Source organism: Lysobacter sp. Soil_C_59, assembly GCF_057656415.1.
The window spans coordinates 78,096-93,298 of the sequence record NZ_JBDGKK010000008.1 but is presented as its reverse complement, the minus strand read 5'-3'; the positions used below and the strand labels follow the sequence as shown (position 1 = coordinate 93,298).

The window sequence follows — 15,203 nt, the reverse complement described above, 5'->3', positions numbered from 1 at the left end:
GCACGCCGAGCACGCCATGGCCGACCCCACTTCACCGCGACCGCAGCCAGGGCAACAAGGCCAGTCACTGCGCCGACCCGCGGTGGAGGCACTCGTGCGTCGCGCCCGCGGCAGCCTGCCCGTTGCCCTGGCGCAGCGCTTCATCGATACCGACCTGATGTCGCAGGCCGCCGCGCTGGCGCTCTATGCCGTGCTGTCACTGGCGCCGCTGCTGCTGATCCTGGTGTGGTTGACGAGTGCCCTCCTCCCCGGCGCGCAGGAAGCGCTGATGGACCAGATCGGCACCCTCGCCGGCCACGAGGCCGAGCAGATCGCGCGGACGATCATCGACAACGCCGAGGCCCGTCCCGACACCGGCTCGATTGCGGGCTGGTGGAGCGTGGCGCTGCTGCTCGTCGGCGCCACGGCGGTGTTCGCGCAATTGCAGGACGTCCTGAACCGGATCTTCCGCACCGATGCCACGCGTCTGTCGAGCGTGCTTGCATGGCTCCGCAAGCGCGTGTTCTCGCTGGGGCTGGTGTTTGCGATGGGCTTCCTGCTGCTGGTCTCGATGACCGTCAGCACCGCCCTGCAGCTGGCGTTCTCGCGCTACGAATGGGCGTTGCCGGCAATGCTCAACGTCGCCACCTGGATCATCTACACGCTTTCGTTCGCGCTGATGTACCACTACCTGCCCGACCGTCGCGTCGGCTGGAAGCGGGCCGTCGGCGGTGGTGCCGCGACGGCCGTGCTATTCGTGCTGGGACGCAACGCGATCGGCTGGTACCTGGAGCGCGCCAACCCCGGCTCGGCCTACGGATCCATGGGCGCCCTGCTGCTGGCGCTGGTCTGGATCTACTACGCGTCGCTGATCGTCTTCGTCGGCGCGTTGTTCACGGCCGTAATCGACGAGCGGGCCCTGGCGCGCAAGAAGGCACTGGAACCCGCCACCGGACCATGACCGGCTAGCGACCGGCGGGAGCGACCTCGACGGACTCGATGCGAGGCCCCTTCACCTTGGCCGACAGCGCGATGATTTCCTCCGCCGACAGGCCGGCAACCTTGTTCCTGATGGGACCAACGCTGCCATGGTCATCGCCCACCAGGTCATATGCGCTGTTCACGCCTTCCAGGTTGAGCATCAGCACTGCAAGCGCCAGGCGCTGCTGCTGCGCCTCGCTGCGCCCGACCATCATCGCCTGGTAGGAGGCTTTCGCCGTCTCGGCGCTGGTCGCATCAATCCGAACTACATCCCCGCCAGACCCTCCGGTTGCACAACCGGCCAACGCGGCGGCGATCACAAGAGCAAGCAACGACTTGAGCATCCCATCCCCCTTCCTTGATGACAGCGCCAGAGCATACACGGAGCGGATGCGTGCCTTAACCCGCGAAATGACCGGCAGCCGCCCCGTTACTGGGACAGCCACCAACGCGTGCGCTCTACGGCCATGCCCTGGCGCCGACCGGCATCAACTAATGGCTTGAGCCTCAGTTCGGCGGTGCGCTTGCTGGCGTAGTCGGTCACGCATGCCGCATCGGTCAGGCGCTCGGCCGGCACGTGGTACACGCGTGCGACCCAGGCCGAGAACGCCTGCGCATCGATTGTCACCGGACGCGTGAGGGCATCGACCTTGCCGGGCGCGGTTGCGTACAACGTCCGGGTGCCTTCATCGGTCACCATGCAGGCCGCGTAAGCGGGCGTCGTCTCCGGAGCCTTGCCTGCGTTCTCCGTTGCGGAGGCAGGCTGTATCGAAAGCGTAATGCCGGCGACCAAAGCCAAGACCACGAGGTTCTCGCGAAAACGATCCATCGTATTCCTCCTTGATGGCCCGCCGCACAGCGGACCGGCAGCGGGACTCTAGCAGTACCGGACCCGGCCCGCGCCACCACAGCGAACCGCGTACAGCAAGGGGACGGCCAATTGGCCCCATGGTCAGCGGGCCAATTGGCCCGTTTGCCACCCGTGGCCGGAAAGGAAGATGCCTTTGCGTTCGGCTGTATACGAGTGGCCGCCCGGGGAGCCGGCTCCCCTGCGGGCAATGCGCGCCGGGCAGGCGCAACCATCCCCACTATCGAACGGGAGAGGAACGATGACCAGGTGGGCAGCACTGGGATGCACCGCGGCAGTGCTTTGCGGCCATGCAGCGTTGGCGAATGCGCAGACCGCGGCAACTGCGACGGCGGCACCTGCACCGGCAGCCGCCACCGCCGCCAAGTCCGATCGCCTGGTGCTGGCGGACAACGAATCGTTCCTGATGCCGCTGGACGACATCAAGAATGTCCATCCGAGCTACCCGCCGGATCTGCTCGCCAGGCAGCTGCCCCCGCGCACGGTGTGCCTGAGGGTTGGCATCGACGAGAAAGGTGCCGTGACCGTCGTCGCCAGGGCGCCCGCGTCGGAGTTCTGTGCCACGAGCGCGGAGCCCGAATTCCTGGCGGTGTCGGAAACGGCGGCCAGGACATGGAAGTTCGACCCGGCATTGCGCTGCGTCTTCCGCAACGCGAAAGACAAGGAACGCGCCGTGGCCAGCTGCGACGGCGGCAAAGGCATCCCGCAGTCGGTAACCCTGGTCTATCGATTCCGCTTCGAACAGGTGAACGGAAAGCCGCAGGTGCATGTCATAGGGGGATGACCTGCTTCGCCTGCCAATGTCCGCCCCGATTGCGGCCCACGACCCGGTGACGTAACGTCCGCACAGCTCCTGGGGTCCAGGCACGCAGTTGCCCGGATTCCGGAGCGGGAAGTCGGGGACGTCAACTTCATCGTGCACAGGGAGAGGGCAATGGGGATCGGCAGCAAAGTACTGGCTTTGGCAATGCTGATGGTGGTGGGGGCCGCGGGGGCGCACAGCGGCAAGGAAGAACCACTGCAACTAACTGAAAAGAGCTTCATGCAGCTCCAGGAAGTGGAGATGGCGTCGAAGGACAAGCCGAACGAGCTCGAGCGCGTGTTCGGCCTGAAGTCCTACGAACGCGGCAACCCCGAAGATGCCGCCGAGCATTTCAGGACCGCCGCACGTTACGCAGACAAGTACTCGCAGCACTATCTCAGCCTGATGTACTGGCACGGCGCCGGTGTCCGCGTCGATCGTGTCCAGGCCTATGTCTGGGCCGACCTGGCCGCCGAGCGCGGCAGCCGCAGGCTGCTGCTGATCCGCGAGAAGATGTGGTCGCAGCTGACGGCCGAACAGCAGGCACAGGCGCTGGCCATCGGCGAGGAGTACTACGCGCGCTACGGTGATGATGTGGCCAAGCCACGCGCGGAGAGCCTGATGCGTGCTTTCACCCGCGACATGACCGGCAGCCGCCTGGGCTACCGCAACCAGAGAATGGACGTCACCGGCCAGCCGGTCAGCGGTGCCTTTGGCTACAAGAACGGCGGCAACGCATCGTCCTACCTGGTCGCAGGCAATGCCTCGCCCGACCAGCTCTACGGCACCACCGGCGGACTGGAGTTCGATGGCTACTGGAAGCAGCAGGACGACCTGCTCGACCGTACGGGTTCGACGTCGGTCGGACCGCTCACGCCGGTGAAGACCAGGAAGTAGCACCACTCACCAGCGGCACTCTCGCAGCAAGAAAAAACGCGCCTGAAGAGGCGCGTTTTTTCTTTGCCGCAGACCGCTCGATCAGAGCGCGAAATCCAGGCGCACCTTGCCGCGACCGCCGCCCGGGGCGAACTGCCACTGCTTGACCGCCTTCACCGCGGCGGCTTCGAACGTACGGGCGGGCTTGGCATTGACGACCGAGACGCTGGCCACGCTGCCGGACTCGTCGACGACGAACTCGACTTCAACGAAGCCCTGCGTGCCTGCACGCACCGCTTCGGCGGGGTACTGCGGTTCGACGCGCTTGAGCGGCTTGAGATCGGCCGAGGCCGGCGCGGCAAAGGACAGGATCAGGGCCGCCAGGCCGGCAGCAATGAGGGTGGGACGACGCATGGGGCACTCCTTGGGGTTGGAAATCGTGACGACATCCCCTGCATCGGCCGCTCCCGTCGTTTCTTTAGCGCCGGGGCAAATCGTGACGCATACCTAAAGTTTCCGCCCGCCGCGCCGATGCCGGGAGTGTCGACCCACGACGGGTCCGTCCCTGAACTCGAGGCCTCAAATGTCAGTCCGCCCCCCCACCCCTTATCTGGATCGATTCCTGGCTCCGGCGACGCGGCTGATGGCGCGCCTGCGCTTTGGCCAGAAGGCCATGGTGATCGGTACCGCCTTCATGCTGACGTGCGGCGTGCTGGCCGGCATCCTGATCGCCCGCTCCAACGCCGAGATCGCCGCGGCCCGCATGCAGCACGAGGCCAGCAGCGGCCTTGGCCACCTGCAGCGCGCCATGCTGGCCGTCCAGGACCATTCCCAGCTGGTGGCACGCCGATTCGCCAAGGACACGGTCAGCGACCAGGCCCTGGCCAAGGCTGCCGACACCGTCGACGCCGAACTGGAGGCGCTGGCTGCCTGGCAGAAGGACAAGCTGGCCGATGCGCCGCTGCAGGCACCGCTGCAGGCCGCGCGCGCCGCGTGGTCGAAGGCGCAGGAGTCCGACAAGGACGCCGCCACTGCCGTGAGCGCGCACAACGCCGCTATCCGCAGGGTCGGTGAACTGATGGGGCAGCTGGCCGACCACACCGGCCTGGCGCAGGCGCAGAACGGGCCGGTGCTGTACATGGGCCACGCTGGCAGCGACTGGATCCCGACCCTGGCCGAGTACACCGCGCAGCAATCGTTGGTAGGTGTGCGCGTGCTGGGTGAAGGCGCGATCTGGGTCGACGACCGCACCAACCTGGCGGTATCGCGCACCATGCAGGACTACGTCCGCAGCCGCGTCGAACTGGAATACAAGGACGCCATCGAAGGCCTTGCGGTGCTCAACACCACCGCCGGCAAGCCGCTGGCCGGCGCGCTGGCCGCGGTGGCCAAGCAGAACGAACTGATCCAGGCTCACATCCTCGACGCCGAAACCCCGGTGCTGCCAGTGAAGGTGATGGCCGCGCGTGCCGACGCGACGCGCCTGGCACTGGCCGCCGCCATGACCGCCGCCAACCGCTCGCTGGCGCTGGCCGCCAACACCGAGATCGCGCGCCTGCAGCGCCGCACCGCCCTCACCCTGGGCGCATGCGTCCTGATCCTGCTGCTGTCGGGCTACCTGTTCCTCGCCTTCAGCCGCGCCACCCGCCACTCGCTGCAGAGCGTCATCGGCGTCTCGCGCAAGATCGCCGACGGCCACCTCGACAACCGCATCGTCATCGACGGCCGCGACGAAGTCGCCGAACTGATGTCGGCCATGTCGCAGATGCAGTCGCAGCTCAAGTCCAACATCGAGGAAGAGCGCCGCGTCGCCGACGAGAACCTGCGCATCCGCAACGCGCTCGACGATGTCGGCACCAACGTGATGATCGCCGACAACGAGCGCAGCATCATCTACATGAACCAGTCGGTCGCGGCGATGCTGATCCGTGCCGAGGGCGACATCCGCAAGGAGCTGCCGCAGTTCGAGGCACGCCGCCTGCTCGGCGCCAGCATGGACGTGTTCGACAAGGAACCGGGCTTCCAGAAGCGCATGCTCGACGGCCTGCGCGAGCGTTACGCCACGCGCCTGGTCATTGGCGGGCGCACCTTCTCGCTGGCCGCATCGCCGATCATCAACGCCGCAGGTGAGCGCCTTGGCTCGGTCGTCGAATGGGCCGACCTGACGGCAGAAGTCGCGGTCGAGGCCGAAATCGCCGGCATCGTCCAGGCCGCCGTCGACGGCGACTTCTCCCACCGCATCGCGGTCGAGGGCAAGGAAGGCTTCGTCAAGCTGCTGGCGGAAGGAATCAACCAGTTGCTGGAAACCAACGCCGCCGCCATGGACGACGTGGTCCGCGTGCTCTCGGCGCTGGCCCAGGGCGACCTCACCCAGACCATCGACGCCGAGTACCGCGGCACGCTGGCGCGCATGAAGGATGACGCCAACAGCACCGTCGCCCAGCTCAGCCGCATCGTCGGCGAGATCCGCCAGGGCAGCGACGCCATCAGCGCCGCCGCCGGCGAGATCGCCGCGGGCAACAACGACCTGTCGCAGCGCACCGAGCAGCAGGCCGCATCGCTCGAGGAAACCGCCTCGTCGATGGAAGAGCTCACCTCGACCGTGCGCCAGAACGCCGACAACGCCCGCCAGGCCAACCAGCTGGCGCTGGGCGCGGCCGACGTCGCCTCGCAGGGCGGCCAGGTGGTTGGCCGCGTGGTTGACACGATGAGCGCGATCAACACCGCCTCGAAGAAGATCGTCGACATCATCGGCGTGATCGACGGCATCGCCTTCCAGACCAACATCCTGGCGTTGAACGCCGCGGTCGAAGCCGCGCGTGCCGGCGAACAGGGCCGTGGCTTCGCCGTGGTCGCCGCCGAGGTGCGCTCGCTGGCGCAGCGTTCGGCCGGAGCGGCCAAGGAGATCAAGCAGCTCATCACCGACTCGGTCAACCGCGTCGAGGAAGGTTCGACCCTGGTCGACCAGGCCGGCCGCACCATGGGCGAGATCGTCACCAGCGTGAAGCGGGTCACCGACATCATCGCCGACATCACTGCAGCCTCGCTGGAGCAGTCCACCGGCATCGAGCAGGTCAACCAGGCCGTCACCCAGATGGACGAAGGCACGCAGCAGAACGCGGCCCTGGTCGAGGAAGCTTCGGCCGCGGCACGCAGCCTGGAGCAGCAGTCCGAACAGCTCGTGCAGACCGTCGCGGTGTTCCGCCTGGCCTCCAGCGGTACGGCTCCGGTCAGCGTGTCGCGTGCACCGGCCATGGTCTCCGTGGCTGCCCCGGTCCCGAATGCGATGAACCGACCGGCACCGGTCGCCGTGGCCGCGCGCGCCAAGCCGGCCCGCAAGCCGCGTGGCAACGGCGCCGTGGTCAACGGCAACGACTCGCACTGGCAGGAATTCTGAGCCAGTGGCGGCGGCGCGGCACATGCCGCGTCGCCGTCCGCGTCGCGTCGTCCACATCGTGCCGTCGTCCCTTCGTAGCCAGAGCAATTGCCGATGATCAGTCCGCGACCCCATGACCGCCGCAATAGCGACCCCGGCAGCCATGACGAGCGCGCCTTCGTCTTCGACGATCGCGACTTCCGCCGGGTCTGCCGCCTGATCCGCGAGCGTGCCGGCATCCACCTGGGCGCGCACAAGCGCGACATGGTCTACAGCCGGCTGGCGCGACGCGTCCGCTCGCTGGGCATGGAGCGCTTCTCCGACTACCTGGACCTGGTGGAACGCAACCCGGCCGCGGAAGCGCAATCGTTCGTCAACGCGCTCACCACCAACCTCACCTCGTTCTTCCGCGAGGCCTACCATTTCGACGCCCTCGCCGAGCATCTGCGCGCAGGCGCCGACCATGGCGAGCAGACGATCTGGTGCTGCGCCGCCTCCACCGGCGAGGAGCCCTACTCGCTGGCGATCACCGCCTGCGAGGCCTTCGGTACGATGACGCCGCCGGTTCGCATCCTCGCCACCGACATCGATACAAGCGTGTTGCAGACCGCCGCGACCGGCGTCTATCCGATCGAGCGCATCGCCGACCTTTCGCCGCAGCGCCACCGCCGCTTCTTCCAGCGCGGCAGCGGGCCCAATGCCGAACTGTGCCGGGTCAAGCCGGAGCTGCAGGCGCTGATCGAGTTCCGCCCACTGAACCTGCTGGCCGCCGACTACGGCCTGCGCGGCGGCTTCAGCGCGGTGTTCTGCCGCAACGTGATGATCTACTTCGACAAGGCCACCCAGTACCAGGTGCTGCAGCGGATCGCGCCATTGCTGGGTGCCGGCGGCCTGCTGTATGCCGGCCACTCCGAGAGCTTCTCGCACGCCCAGGACCTGGTCCTGCCGTGCGGCCGCACCACCTACCGCGCCACCGCGCAGACAGGCCGCCGATGAGCGCCGTCGCCGCCGATCTTGCACCCGGCAGCTATTTCGACCCGGTCCTCCAGACCGAGGCGATCAAGCTGCTGCCGGCCGACTACGTCGTCACCGATCGCCCGGTGGCGCTGGTCACCCTGCTCGGTTCGTGCGTGGCGGCCTGCCTGTTCGATTCGGCGATGGCCGTCGGCGGCATGAACCACTTCATGCTGCCCGGGGGCGACAGCGACGCGGTCTGCTCGCGCTACGGCGTGCACGCCATGGAACTGCTGATCAACGACCTGCTCAAGCGCGGCGCACGCCGCTCGCGCCTGCAGGCCAAGGTGTTCGGTGGCGGCAACGTGCTCAGCGGTTTCTACAGCGACCCGGTCGGCACGCGCAACGCACGCTTCGTGCTCGAGTACCTCGCCGCCGAGCGCATCCCCGTGCTGGCGCAGGACCTGGGCGACATACACCCGCGCAAGGTCTGCTTCTTCGCCCAGACCGGCCGCACGCTGGTCAAGCGCCTGCCGGCCACCCGCGACGACGGCATCGCCGACGTCGAGCGCGCCTACTACGGCCGCCTGACTGGCACCAAGGTCCGCAGCGGCACCGTGGAGCTGTTCTGATGCCAACCCGCCCGATCCGCGTACTGGTGATCGACGATTCGGCGCTGATCCGCCAGCTGATGACACAGCTGCTCGGCGAGGTAGACGGCATCGAGGTCGTCGGCAGTGCCGCCGATCCCTACATCGCGCGCGAGAAGATCAAGCAGCTCAACCCCGACGTGCTCACCCTCGACGTCGAGATGCCGCGCATGGATGGCCTGACCTTCCTGCGCAACCTCATGCGGCTGCGACCGATGCCGGTGGTGATGGTGTCCACGCTCACCGAGCACGGTGCCCAGGTCACGCTCGAGGCGCTGGCCCTGGGCGCGGTGGACTTCATCGCCAAGCCCAAGCTCGATGTCGTGCGCGGCTTCCACGAATACGCCGAAGTGCTGGTGGAGAAGATTCGCCTGGCAGCCCGCGCACGCGTGTCGCGGGCACCGGGCACGCAAACGCCAGCCATGGAGCAGCAACCCCTCTCCTACCGGAGCACCGATCGCCTGCTCGCCATCGGCGCTTCCACCGGCGGCACCGAAGCGATCCGTGAAGTGCTCGAGCGCATGCCGGCCGATGCACCGGCGATCGTGATCGCACAGCACATCCCGGCGGCCTTCAGCGGTGCATTCGCCGATCGCCTCGACCGCCACAGCAAGATGACCGTCGTCCACGTCGAGCGCGACCAGCCGTTGCTGGTCGGCCACGCCTATGTCGCCCAGGGCGGCCGCCACCTGCGCGTGCATCGCAGCGGTGCCCGCTGGCATTGCCGCCTGGACGACGACGAGCCGGTGCGCAGGCATCGGCCGAGCGTGGATGCCCTGTTCGAATCGGTGGCCAAGCACGCCGGCGCCAACGCCAGCGCCGCACTGCTGACTGGAATGGGCGACGACGGTGCTCGCGGCATGTTCGCGCTGCGCAACGCCGGCGCGTCGACCTTCGCCCAGGACGAAGCAAGCAGTGTCGTCTGGGGCATGCCCGGCGCCGCCGTCGCGCTGAACGCCGTCGATGAAGTCCTGCCGCTGGAACACATTGCACCCCACCTGCTTCGCGCAGCGCCGATTGAAGCTCAAGCGCGCTGCCGAGCGGCCGTTATCTAACGTAGACCGCCAACGCCCCCATGAGACCGACGATGGATTCGCGCGTACTGATTCGCATCGCAGCGCCGCTGGCGCTCACCTTCACCCTGGTTTGCACCGAGGCCTTCGATCTCGCCCCGCCTGTGCGCTGGGGCGCGCTGGTCGCCATGACGCTGGCCTGGCTCGGTTTTGCCTGGAGCCTCCTCAGGCAGGGCGGCAACGGTGCGCTGATGGGCGAACAGATCCGCCTGCTGGACGAACTGCGAAATTTCGTCGGCGCCGAGGTCCAGGGTTCGCGCACCGAGATCGAACGCACCCGCGAGCTCATCCGCGAGTCGGTGGCCAAGCTCGGCGGTAGCTTCGAGGCGGTCAACCGCAAGTCGCGCCAGCAGGGCGACGTGGTGGCGCGCCTGATCGATCGCACCGGCGACGGTGAGAACAGCGGTGGCGTCGACGTCTCGCGCTTCGCCCTGCAGGCCAGCCAGCAGATGGAGCAACTGGTCGAGGCGCTGGAAGCCGTCAGCGGCCAGAGCAGCACCACCGTGACCCACATCGACGCGATGGCCGGCCACCTCGACGGCATCTTCGCGCTGCTCGAAGACGTCAAGTCGATCGCCGACCAGACCAACCTGCTCGCGCTCAACGCCGCCATCGAGGCGGCCCGTGCCGGCGAGGCAGGGCGTGGATTCGCCGTGGTCGCGGATGAAGTGCGCAACCTCTCCGAGCGCTCCACGGCGTTCAACGAACAGATCCGAAAGCTCGCCCACAGCTCGAAGGACTCGATCGCCCGCGTCCGCGACACCGTCAGCCAGATGGCCTCGCGCGACCTCGACCGCAGCCGCGGTGCCCGAGCCGAGGCGGCGGCGATGCTGGAGCGCGTCGACGGCATCAACCGCGGCCTGGGCAATGGCATGCGCGAGATTGCCGAGTGTGGCCGTGCGATCGACGGCTCGGTCGCCGACGCCGTGCGCTCACTGCAGTTCGAGGACATCGCCACCCAGGCCCTGACCGCGGCCAACGTGCACCTGGAGCGCCTGGGCGCGATCAACCGCGAAGCCACCGCGCTGCAGGAGCTCCTGCACCGCAGCGGTGCCGGTGGTGCCGAGATCCGCCAGGCCCTGGGCCAGCTCGGCCAGCGCATAGCCCAGATGCGTGGCGAGTGGGAACGCCCGCCGCACAAGCCGGTGATGCAGCAGTCGATGGACGCAGGCAGCGTCGAGCTTTTCTGAGAACGCGCAGTACTTGGGAAAGGACCGATGGGGCATTGCATGGTGGCGGCATCGACCGGTAGCTTTGACGCATGCCCAGGACCGGCCTCCCCGCAATGACCCCGCCAGGCCGCGGGCTGTTGCGCGAGTTCGCCCGGTTGCTGCTGGTCGCAGTCGTGGTGCCGGTTCTCGTCCTGGCCGCGCTGATCCTGTGGCAACGCGACACCACCACCCGCGAACAGTTCGGCAGGCACCTGGAAGCGGTGGCCGAATCGACCGGGCACGAAGTAGACAACTTCCTCGGACTGCACCTGGTACCGGTGCAGCTGCTCGCCGAGCGGCGCAGCGCCGAGGGCAGCCTCGACGACTCCGCGGCCTGGGCCGCGGACCTGCTGCAGATCCACCGCCACTACCCTGGCTTCACCTCGCTGCTGGTGACCGATGCCGAGGGCAACGTCCGCACGATACAGCCGGAGATTCCCGGCCTCGGCGATATCTCCGTCGCAGATCGCAGCTATTTCCTCCAGCCGCGGACCACCGGGAATGCCTACATCTCCAACGCGTTCCGCGGTCGTTACCTGGGCGGCGATCCACTGGTGACGGTGTCGGCGCCGTTGTTCCGCAACGGGCGCTTCGCCGGAGTGATCCAGGGCGCCATCGAGATCGAAGCGTTCGCCGCGCTGCGCAGCCACTGGCTGCAGGCGCGCGGCTTCGAGGTGCTGCTGCTGGACCGCGACCAGACCGTGGTGCACGCCAGCGAAGGCCTGCCGTACCGGTCCCTCGATGTGCTGGGTGACAACGCACGCGACAAGACCATCCTGACCCTGCAGCGCGCCAGTGACCGAACCCGGATGCAACGGCTCTCCGGCGTGCTGAGCGATGGCAGTGATGCCTACGCCCGCGCGGTGCCGCTGCAGGTCGGCTGGCGGATGCTGCTGCTCGTTCCCGACCGGGTGGTGGCCGCCGAGTCGCGCCGCAACATGATGGTGATCATCGTCCTGCTTGCCCTCGTGCTCGTTGGCGTACTGACGATCGTCCACATGCAGATGAAGCGCCTGGGCGGCAGCGTCCACGAGCTTCTCGAACGCATGCAGCGATTCGCCCTGGACCGTGAATCCCCACCGGTCGAGCCCGACAGCGTTCCGCGCGAGCTGGCGCCGCTGGCCGAGGCGATGAACCAGCTCGCCACGCGCGCGCACGAAGCCTATGGCGAGGTCAATCTCAGCCTCCAGCAGCAGAGCCACCTGCGCGAGGAACTGCAGGCGGTCACGCGACGCCTGCTGACCGTGCAGGAAGACGAGCGCCGCACGCTGTCGCGTGAGTTGCATGACGACATCGGCCAGGCGATCACCGCGATCAAACTCGGCGCGATGGCCATCCAGACCGATGACGACCCGGACCGTCGCAACGAGATCCTCGCCGAGATCATCGCCACGACCGACCAGACGGTGACCAAGCTGCGCAACCTGTCGCTGCTGTTGCGTCCGCCGCAACTGGACACGCTTGGCCTGGAGACCGCGCTGCGCTGGCAGGCCGACAAGCTGTTCCGCGCCGGCCAGCCGCAGCTGCAAATGGTGCTCTCGTCACTTCCGCACCGGCCTGATCCGGAAGTCGAGCTGGCCTGCTTCCGCATCGCCCAGGAAGCGCTGACCAATGTCCTTCGCCACGCGTCCGCAAGCCGCGTCACCCTGACGTTGGCGGTCGATGCCGAGCGCGAGACGCTGCAGCTGTCCATTGCCGACGACGGCAGCGGCTTCGCCGCCGATGGCGTGCAGGGCCTGGGCCTGGTGACCATGCGCGAGCGGGCGCAGCAGGTCGGCGGCACGCTGGAGATCGAGACCTGCGAAGGCGGCGGCACCTGCATACGCGCCCGGCTGCCCATGCACCTGGCCCGCTAGGCCTGCCCCGCCGAACTGTGCGCGTGTTGGCAGTTTGCAGATCGCGCCCTTCAGGACATCCCCGCGCAGCCGTTAGTCGAAGCAACTGCAACCAACTACGGTAGGCGCCCGGTGTTTATTCTCGTGGTGAGCGATGAGGGCGGCCATGCCGCGCAGGTCGAAGAAGAACTCAAGGACCAGGGCCTTGAATGGCGCGTGGCGTGGACCGACCGCGCCGAGGTTGCACTGACCGGCGACTGGAACCCGGACATCCTCGTCTGCGCCTCCCGCGTCGGCTCCAGCAATGGCCGCTCGTTGCTTGGCCAGCTGCGCAAGCGCCACCCCGACGCCATCGCCATCCTGCTGATGGACAACGGGGACGGCGAGGACGCGATGGAAGCACTCGAAGTCAGCCACCGGGTGCTGGCCGAACCGCTCGATCCAATCGCGCTGATCGAGGCAGTCGAGAGCGTGTTGGAACTTCGCACGCTGTTGTCGGACCAGGGCCTGAAGACCGCCATCGGCAAGCTCGGCTCGCTGCCGGCCGCGCCGCGCCAGTACCTGGCCCTGACTCGCCTGCTTCGCGATCCCGATTCGAGTTCGGCGCGTGTCGTCGAGGCCGTGGCAAAGGACCCGGCCGTCGCCGCCAAGGTGCTGCGCCTGTCCAATTCCGCGTACTACTCCGGCGGACGCGAGATCAGCGACCTGCGTACCGCGGTCACGCGACTCGGACAGAATTCGTTGCTGCAACTGGTCCTGGCAAACGAGGTGTTCTCCGCCGGCGCCAGTTCGGCCGACGCCGACGCGATGCGCGACCGCGCATTGCGCATCTCGCAACTCGCAGGTCGCCTGCTCGCCGGCCCGAGCGCCGAACTCGCCTCCACCGCCGGCCTGCTCGCGGAAGTCGGCCTGCTGCTGCCGCCGATGACCAGCAGCACCGGTGACGGCACGATCACCCCGCACGGCGTGGCCGGCGCGTACCTGCTCGGCCTGTGGGGCCTGCCCTCACCGATCGTGGAGGCCGTGGCCTTCCACCAGAACCCTGCCCGCCTGCGCGGCGGATTCTGGGTCGCCGGCGCCGTGCATGTGGCCGCGGCCATCGTCAACGATGCGCCGGTCGATGAGGGCTACCTGCGTACCGTCGGGCAACTCGACCGGCTGCCGCGCTGGCGCTCCCTGGCGGACGAGATGGCGGAAGCTGCCTGAAGACTGCCCCCCGGAGAGAATCAACCCTCCGGGATGGTTGCAGTAGCGAACGGCGCGAACACCGCCCAACCCAGGCTGGCGTAAAGGCCGCGGCCGTCCTCGGTCGCGACGAGAAGCTGCGGATTTGCCACGGACTTTCGAGCCGCCCCGAGAGCGGCCATCACTGCGGCACCCAGTCCCTTTCGCCGGTGGTCCTCCGCGGTTACGATCCGGTCGTAGATGAAGACATCCGCCGTTTCCGCCGCGCATCCGCTCGCGGCCAGCTCGCCCTGCGGCGAACTGATGCATGCCCGGGTGACAGAGCCGGCTTGGTGGAGTTCCAAGCTGTAGCCGTCGGGCAGAGGCTTCGCATCGGAGGCTTTCGCTGCCGCCACCATGAAATAGCTCGCCGGCTGAACCTCCCAGCGGCCTGGCAGTGCGCTTCGCAGTTCGTCGTTGGAGCCACACAGCTTCATGTAATGGCGTGGCGCCGTGATCTCGCGTGCGACTGCGCGCAAGCCATCCGACAGCTGCGGGAAGACCCAGCGCGTCACTTCCGTTTCCGAGTGCGTATCCACCCGATAGCCGCCGCGATCGTGCACAGGGGGCGGCGAGCCACGGGCGATGGAATGCGCTGCCTGCCAGGCAAAAACGAGTTTGGGATCGACGTGGGGGCTGGTCATTGGGTGATCGTCTGTTGAGCCCGGATGGGGGGCATAGTCCGGCGCCCGGGAATTGGACCATGACCGTGTCGCAGGGATTGAGACCCCTGCCCCAACCGCTGGATCTATGTAAGCTTGCGCCTGATCCACTCGCCCGTACCGTCCTGGAGGCTACATGATGAAGGCTCTAGTTCTGTCCCTTGCGCTCGCTTCCTTCGCCGTCGTTGCCGCGACGCCGGAGGTCACCACGAAGGCCGATCCGTCGGCGAACTTCAGCTCGTACAAGACGTACTACTGGATAAAGCCCGAAAGCGCATCACCGACCGTGCAACAACGTTTCGTCGAAGGCATCGATGCGCGGCTGAAAGCCAAGGGCTGGACGCTGGCTGACCGCGGCGACGTCGCCATTTCCGTGAACGTGTCTACGACCAAGAAGTACAAGCCGAACGCCAGGGGCGGAGTGGGCTATGCCGGCGCCCCCGGCGGCAGCGACACGATCGCCATGCAGCAGGTCGATGTCAGCACGGTCGTGGTGGACATGTTCGACGCGAAGGCCCAGCGGGCCATCTGGAGCGGCGTCGCTACCGGGCCGATTCCGCGCGCGGCCGACAAGGCCGTGGTCGAAGTCGACAAGGGACTGGACAAGATGTTCGCCGACTTCCCGCCGACAACCCAGGCCAGATAGCCGGCCGAGCGCCTGGGGCGGACAAGGTCCGCTCCAGCGCACGCGCGTTGCTTCGGGATCGGCGCC

General features: G+C 67.7%; 15 protein-coding genes. 11 read left to right on the top strand and 4 right to left on the bottom strand.

Annotated elements, in window-relative coordinates:
• Positions 1-16: 16 nt before the first annotated feature.
• Positions 17-940, top strand: coding sequence for a YihY/virulence factor BrkB family protein (locus AC3A3Q_RS14775; protein ID WP_487586960.1), 924 nt, complete (start codon positions 17-19; stop codon positions 938-940).
• A 4-nt stretch (positions 941-944) separates the two neighbouring features.
• On the opposite strand, the gene AC3A3Q_RS14770 is transcribed toward AC3A3Q_RS14775, so the two are convergent.
• Together AC3A3Q_RS14770 and AC3A3Q_RS14765 are read right to left on the bottom strand one after the other, a co-directional pair.
• Positions 945-1,304, bottom strand: a complete 360-nt coding sequence (locus AC3A3Q_RS14770; RefSeq protein ID WP_487586959.1) for a DUF6694 family lipoprotein — start codon at positions 1,302-1,304, stop codon at positions 945-947.
• 86 nt (positions 1,305-1,390) lie between these two features.
• Positions 1,391-1,789 carry a hypothetical protein gene (locus AC3A3Q_RS14765; protein WP_487586958.1) on the bottom strand — a complete coding sequence of 133 codons (399 nt, stop codon included), beginning with the start codon at positions 1,787-1,789 and terminating at the stop codon, positions 1,391-1,393.
• 280 nt (positions 1,790-2,069) lie between these two features.
• Between AC3A3Q_RS14765 and AC3A3Q_RS14760 the strand changes: the two genes are divergently transcribed.
• Together AC3A3Q_RS14760 and AC3A3Q_RS14755 are read left to right on the top strand one after the other, a co-directional pair.
• The gene (locus AC3A3Q_RS14760; RefSeq protein ID WP_487586957.1) at positions 2,070-2,612 is read left to right on the top strand and encodes a hypothetical protein; all 543 of its coding nucleotides are present in this window, start codon (positions 2,070-2,072) and stop codon (positions 2,610-2,612) included.
• A 150-nt stretch (positions 2,613-2,762) separates the two neighbouring features.
• On the top strand, positions 2,763-3,527 hold the full coding sequence (locus AC3A3Q_RS14755; RefSeq protein WP_487586956.1) for an SEL1-like repeat protein: 765 nt from the start codon (positions 2,763-2,765) through the stop codon (positions 3,525-3,527).
• Between the two features lie 81 nt (positions 3,528-3,608).
• On the opposite strand, the gene AC3A3Q_RS14750 is transcribed toward AC3A3Q_RS14755, so the two are convergent.
• On the bottom strand, positions 3,609-3,920 hold the full coding sequence (locus tag AC3A3Q_RS14750; RefSeq protein WP_487586955.1) for an energy transducer TonB: 312 nt from the start codon (positions 3,918-3,920) through the stop codon (positions 3,609-3,611).
• A 169-nt stretch (positions 3,921-4,089) separates the two neighbouring features.
• On the opposite strand from AC3A3Q_RS14750, the gene AC3A3Q_RS14745 reads away from it, so the two are divergent.
• The 7 genes from AC3A3Q_RS14745 (at position 4,090) to AC3A3Q_RS14715 (ending at position 13,811) form a co-directional block, all read left to right on the top strand.
• Positions 4,090-6,903 carry a methyl-accepting chemotaxis protein gene (locus AC3A3Q_RS14745; protein ID WP_487586954.1) on the top strand — a complete coding sequence of 938 codons (2,814 nt, stop codon included), beginning with the start codon at positions 4,090-4,092 and terminating at the stop codon, positions 6,901-6,903.
• Positions 6,904-6,996: 93 nt separating this feature from the next.
• Positions 6,997-7,878 (top strand): CheR family methyltransferase, encoded by an 882-nt coding sequence (locus AC3A3Q_RS14740; RefSeq protein ID WP_487586953.1) that lies wholly within the window; start codon positions 6,997-6,999, stop codon positions 7,876-7,878.
• A complete protein-coding gene (gene cheD, locus AC3A3Q_RS14735) occupies positions 7,875-8,468 on the top strand; it encodes a chemoreceptor glutamine deamidase CheD (RefSeq protein ID WP_487586952.1) in 594 nt (197 codons plus the stop codon). Before AC3A3Q_RS14740 ends, cheD begins: the two co-directional genes overlap by 4 nt.
• On the top strand, positions 8,468-9,541 hold the full coding sequence (locus AC3A3Q_RS14730; RefSeq protein WP_487586951.1) for a protein-glutamate methylesterase/protein-glutamine glutaminase: 1,074 nt from the start codon (positions 8,468-8,470) through the stop codon (positions 9,539-9,541). Before cheD ends, AC3A3Q_RS14730 begins: the two co-directional genes overlap by 1 nt.
• Before the next feature lie 32 nt (positions 9,542-9,573).
• Positions 9,574-10,749, top strand: a complete 1,176-nt coding sequence (locus tag AC3A3Q_RS14725) for a methyl-accepting chemotaxis protein (protein WP_487586950.1) — start codon at positions 9,574-9,576, stop codon at positions 10,747-10,749.
• Positions 10,750-10,844: 95 nt separating this feature from the next.
• A complete protein-coding gene (locus AC3A3Q_RS14720; RefSeq protein ID WP_487586949.1) occupies positions 10,845-12,626 on the top strand; it encodes a histidine kinase in 1,782 nt (593 codons plus the stop codon).
• A gap of 126 nt (positions 12,627-12,752) precedes the next feature.
• Entirely contained in the window at positions 12,753-13,811 is a 1,059-nt protein-coding gene (locus AC3A3Q_RS14715) for an HDOD domain-containing protein (protein WP_487586948.1), read from the top strand.
• Between the two features lie 20 nt (positions 13,812-13,831).
• Here the strand turns inward: AC3A3Q_RS14715 and AC3A3Q_RS14710 are convergent, their stop codons facing one another.
• Positions 13,832-14,473 carry a GNAT family N-acetyltransferase gene (locus AC3A3Q_RS14710; RefSeq protein ID WP_487586947.1) on the bottom strand — a complete coding sequence of 214 codons (642 nt, stop codon included), beginning with the start codon at positions 14,471-14,473 and terminating at the stop codon, positions 13,832-13,834.
• A gap of 157 nt (positions 14,474-14,630) precedes the next feature.
• Between AC3A3Q_RS14710 and AC3A3Q_RS14705 the strand changes: the two genes are divergently transcribed.
• A complete protein-coding gene (locus tag AC3A3Q_RS14705; protein WP_487586946.1) occupies positions 14,631-15,137 on the top strand; it encodes a DUF4136 domain-containing protein in 507 nt (168 codons plus the stop codon).
• Positions 15,138-15,203: the final 66 nt, after the last annotated feature.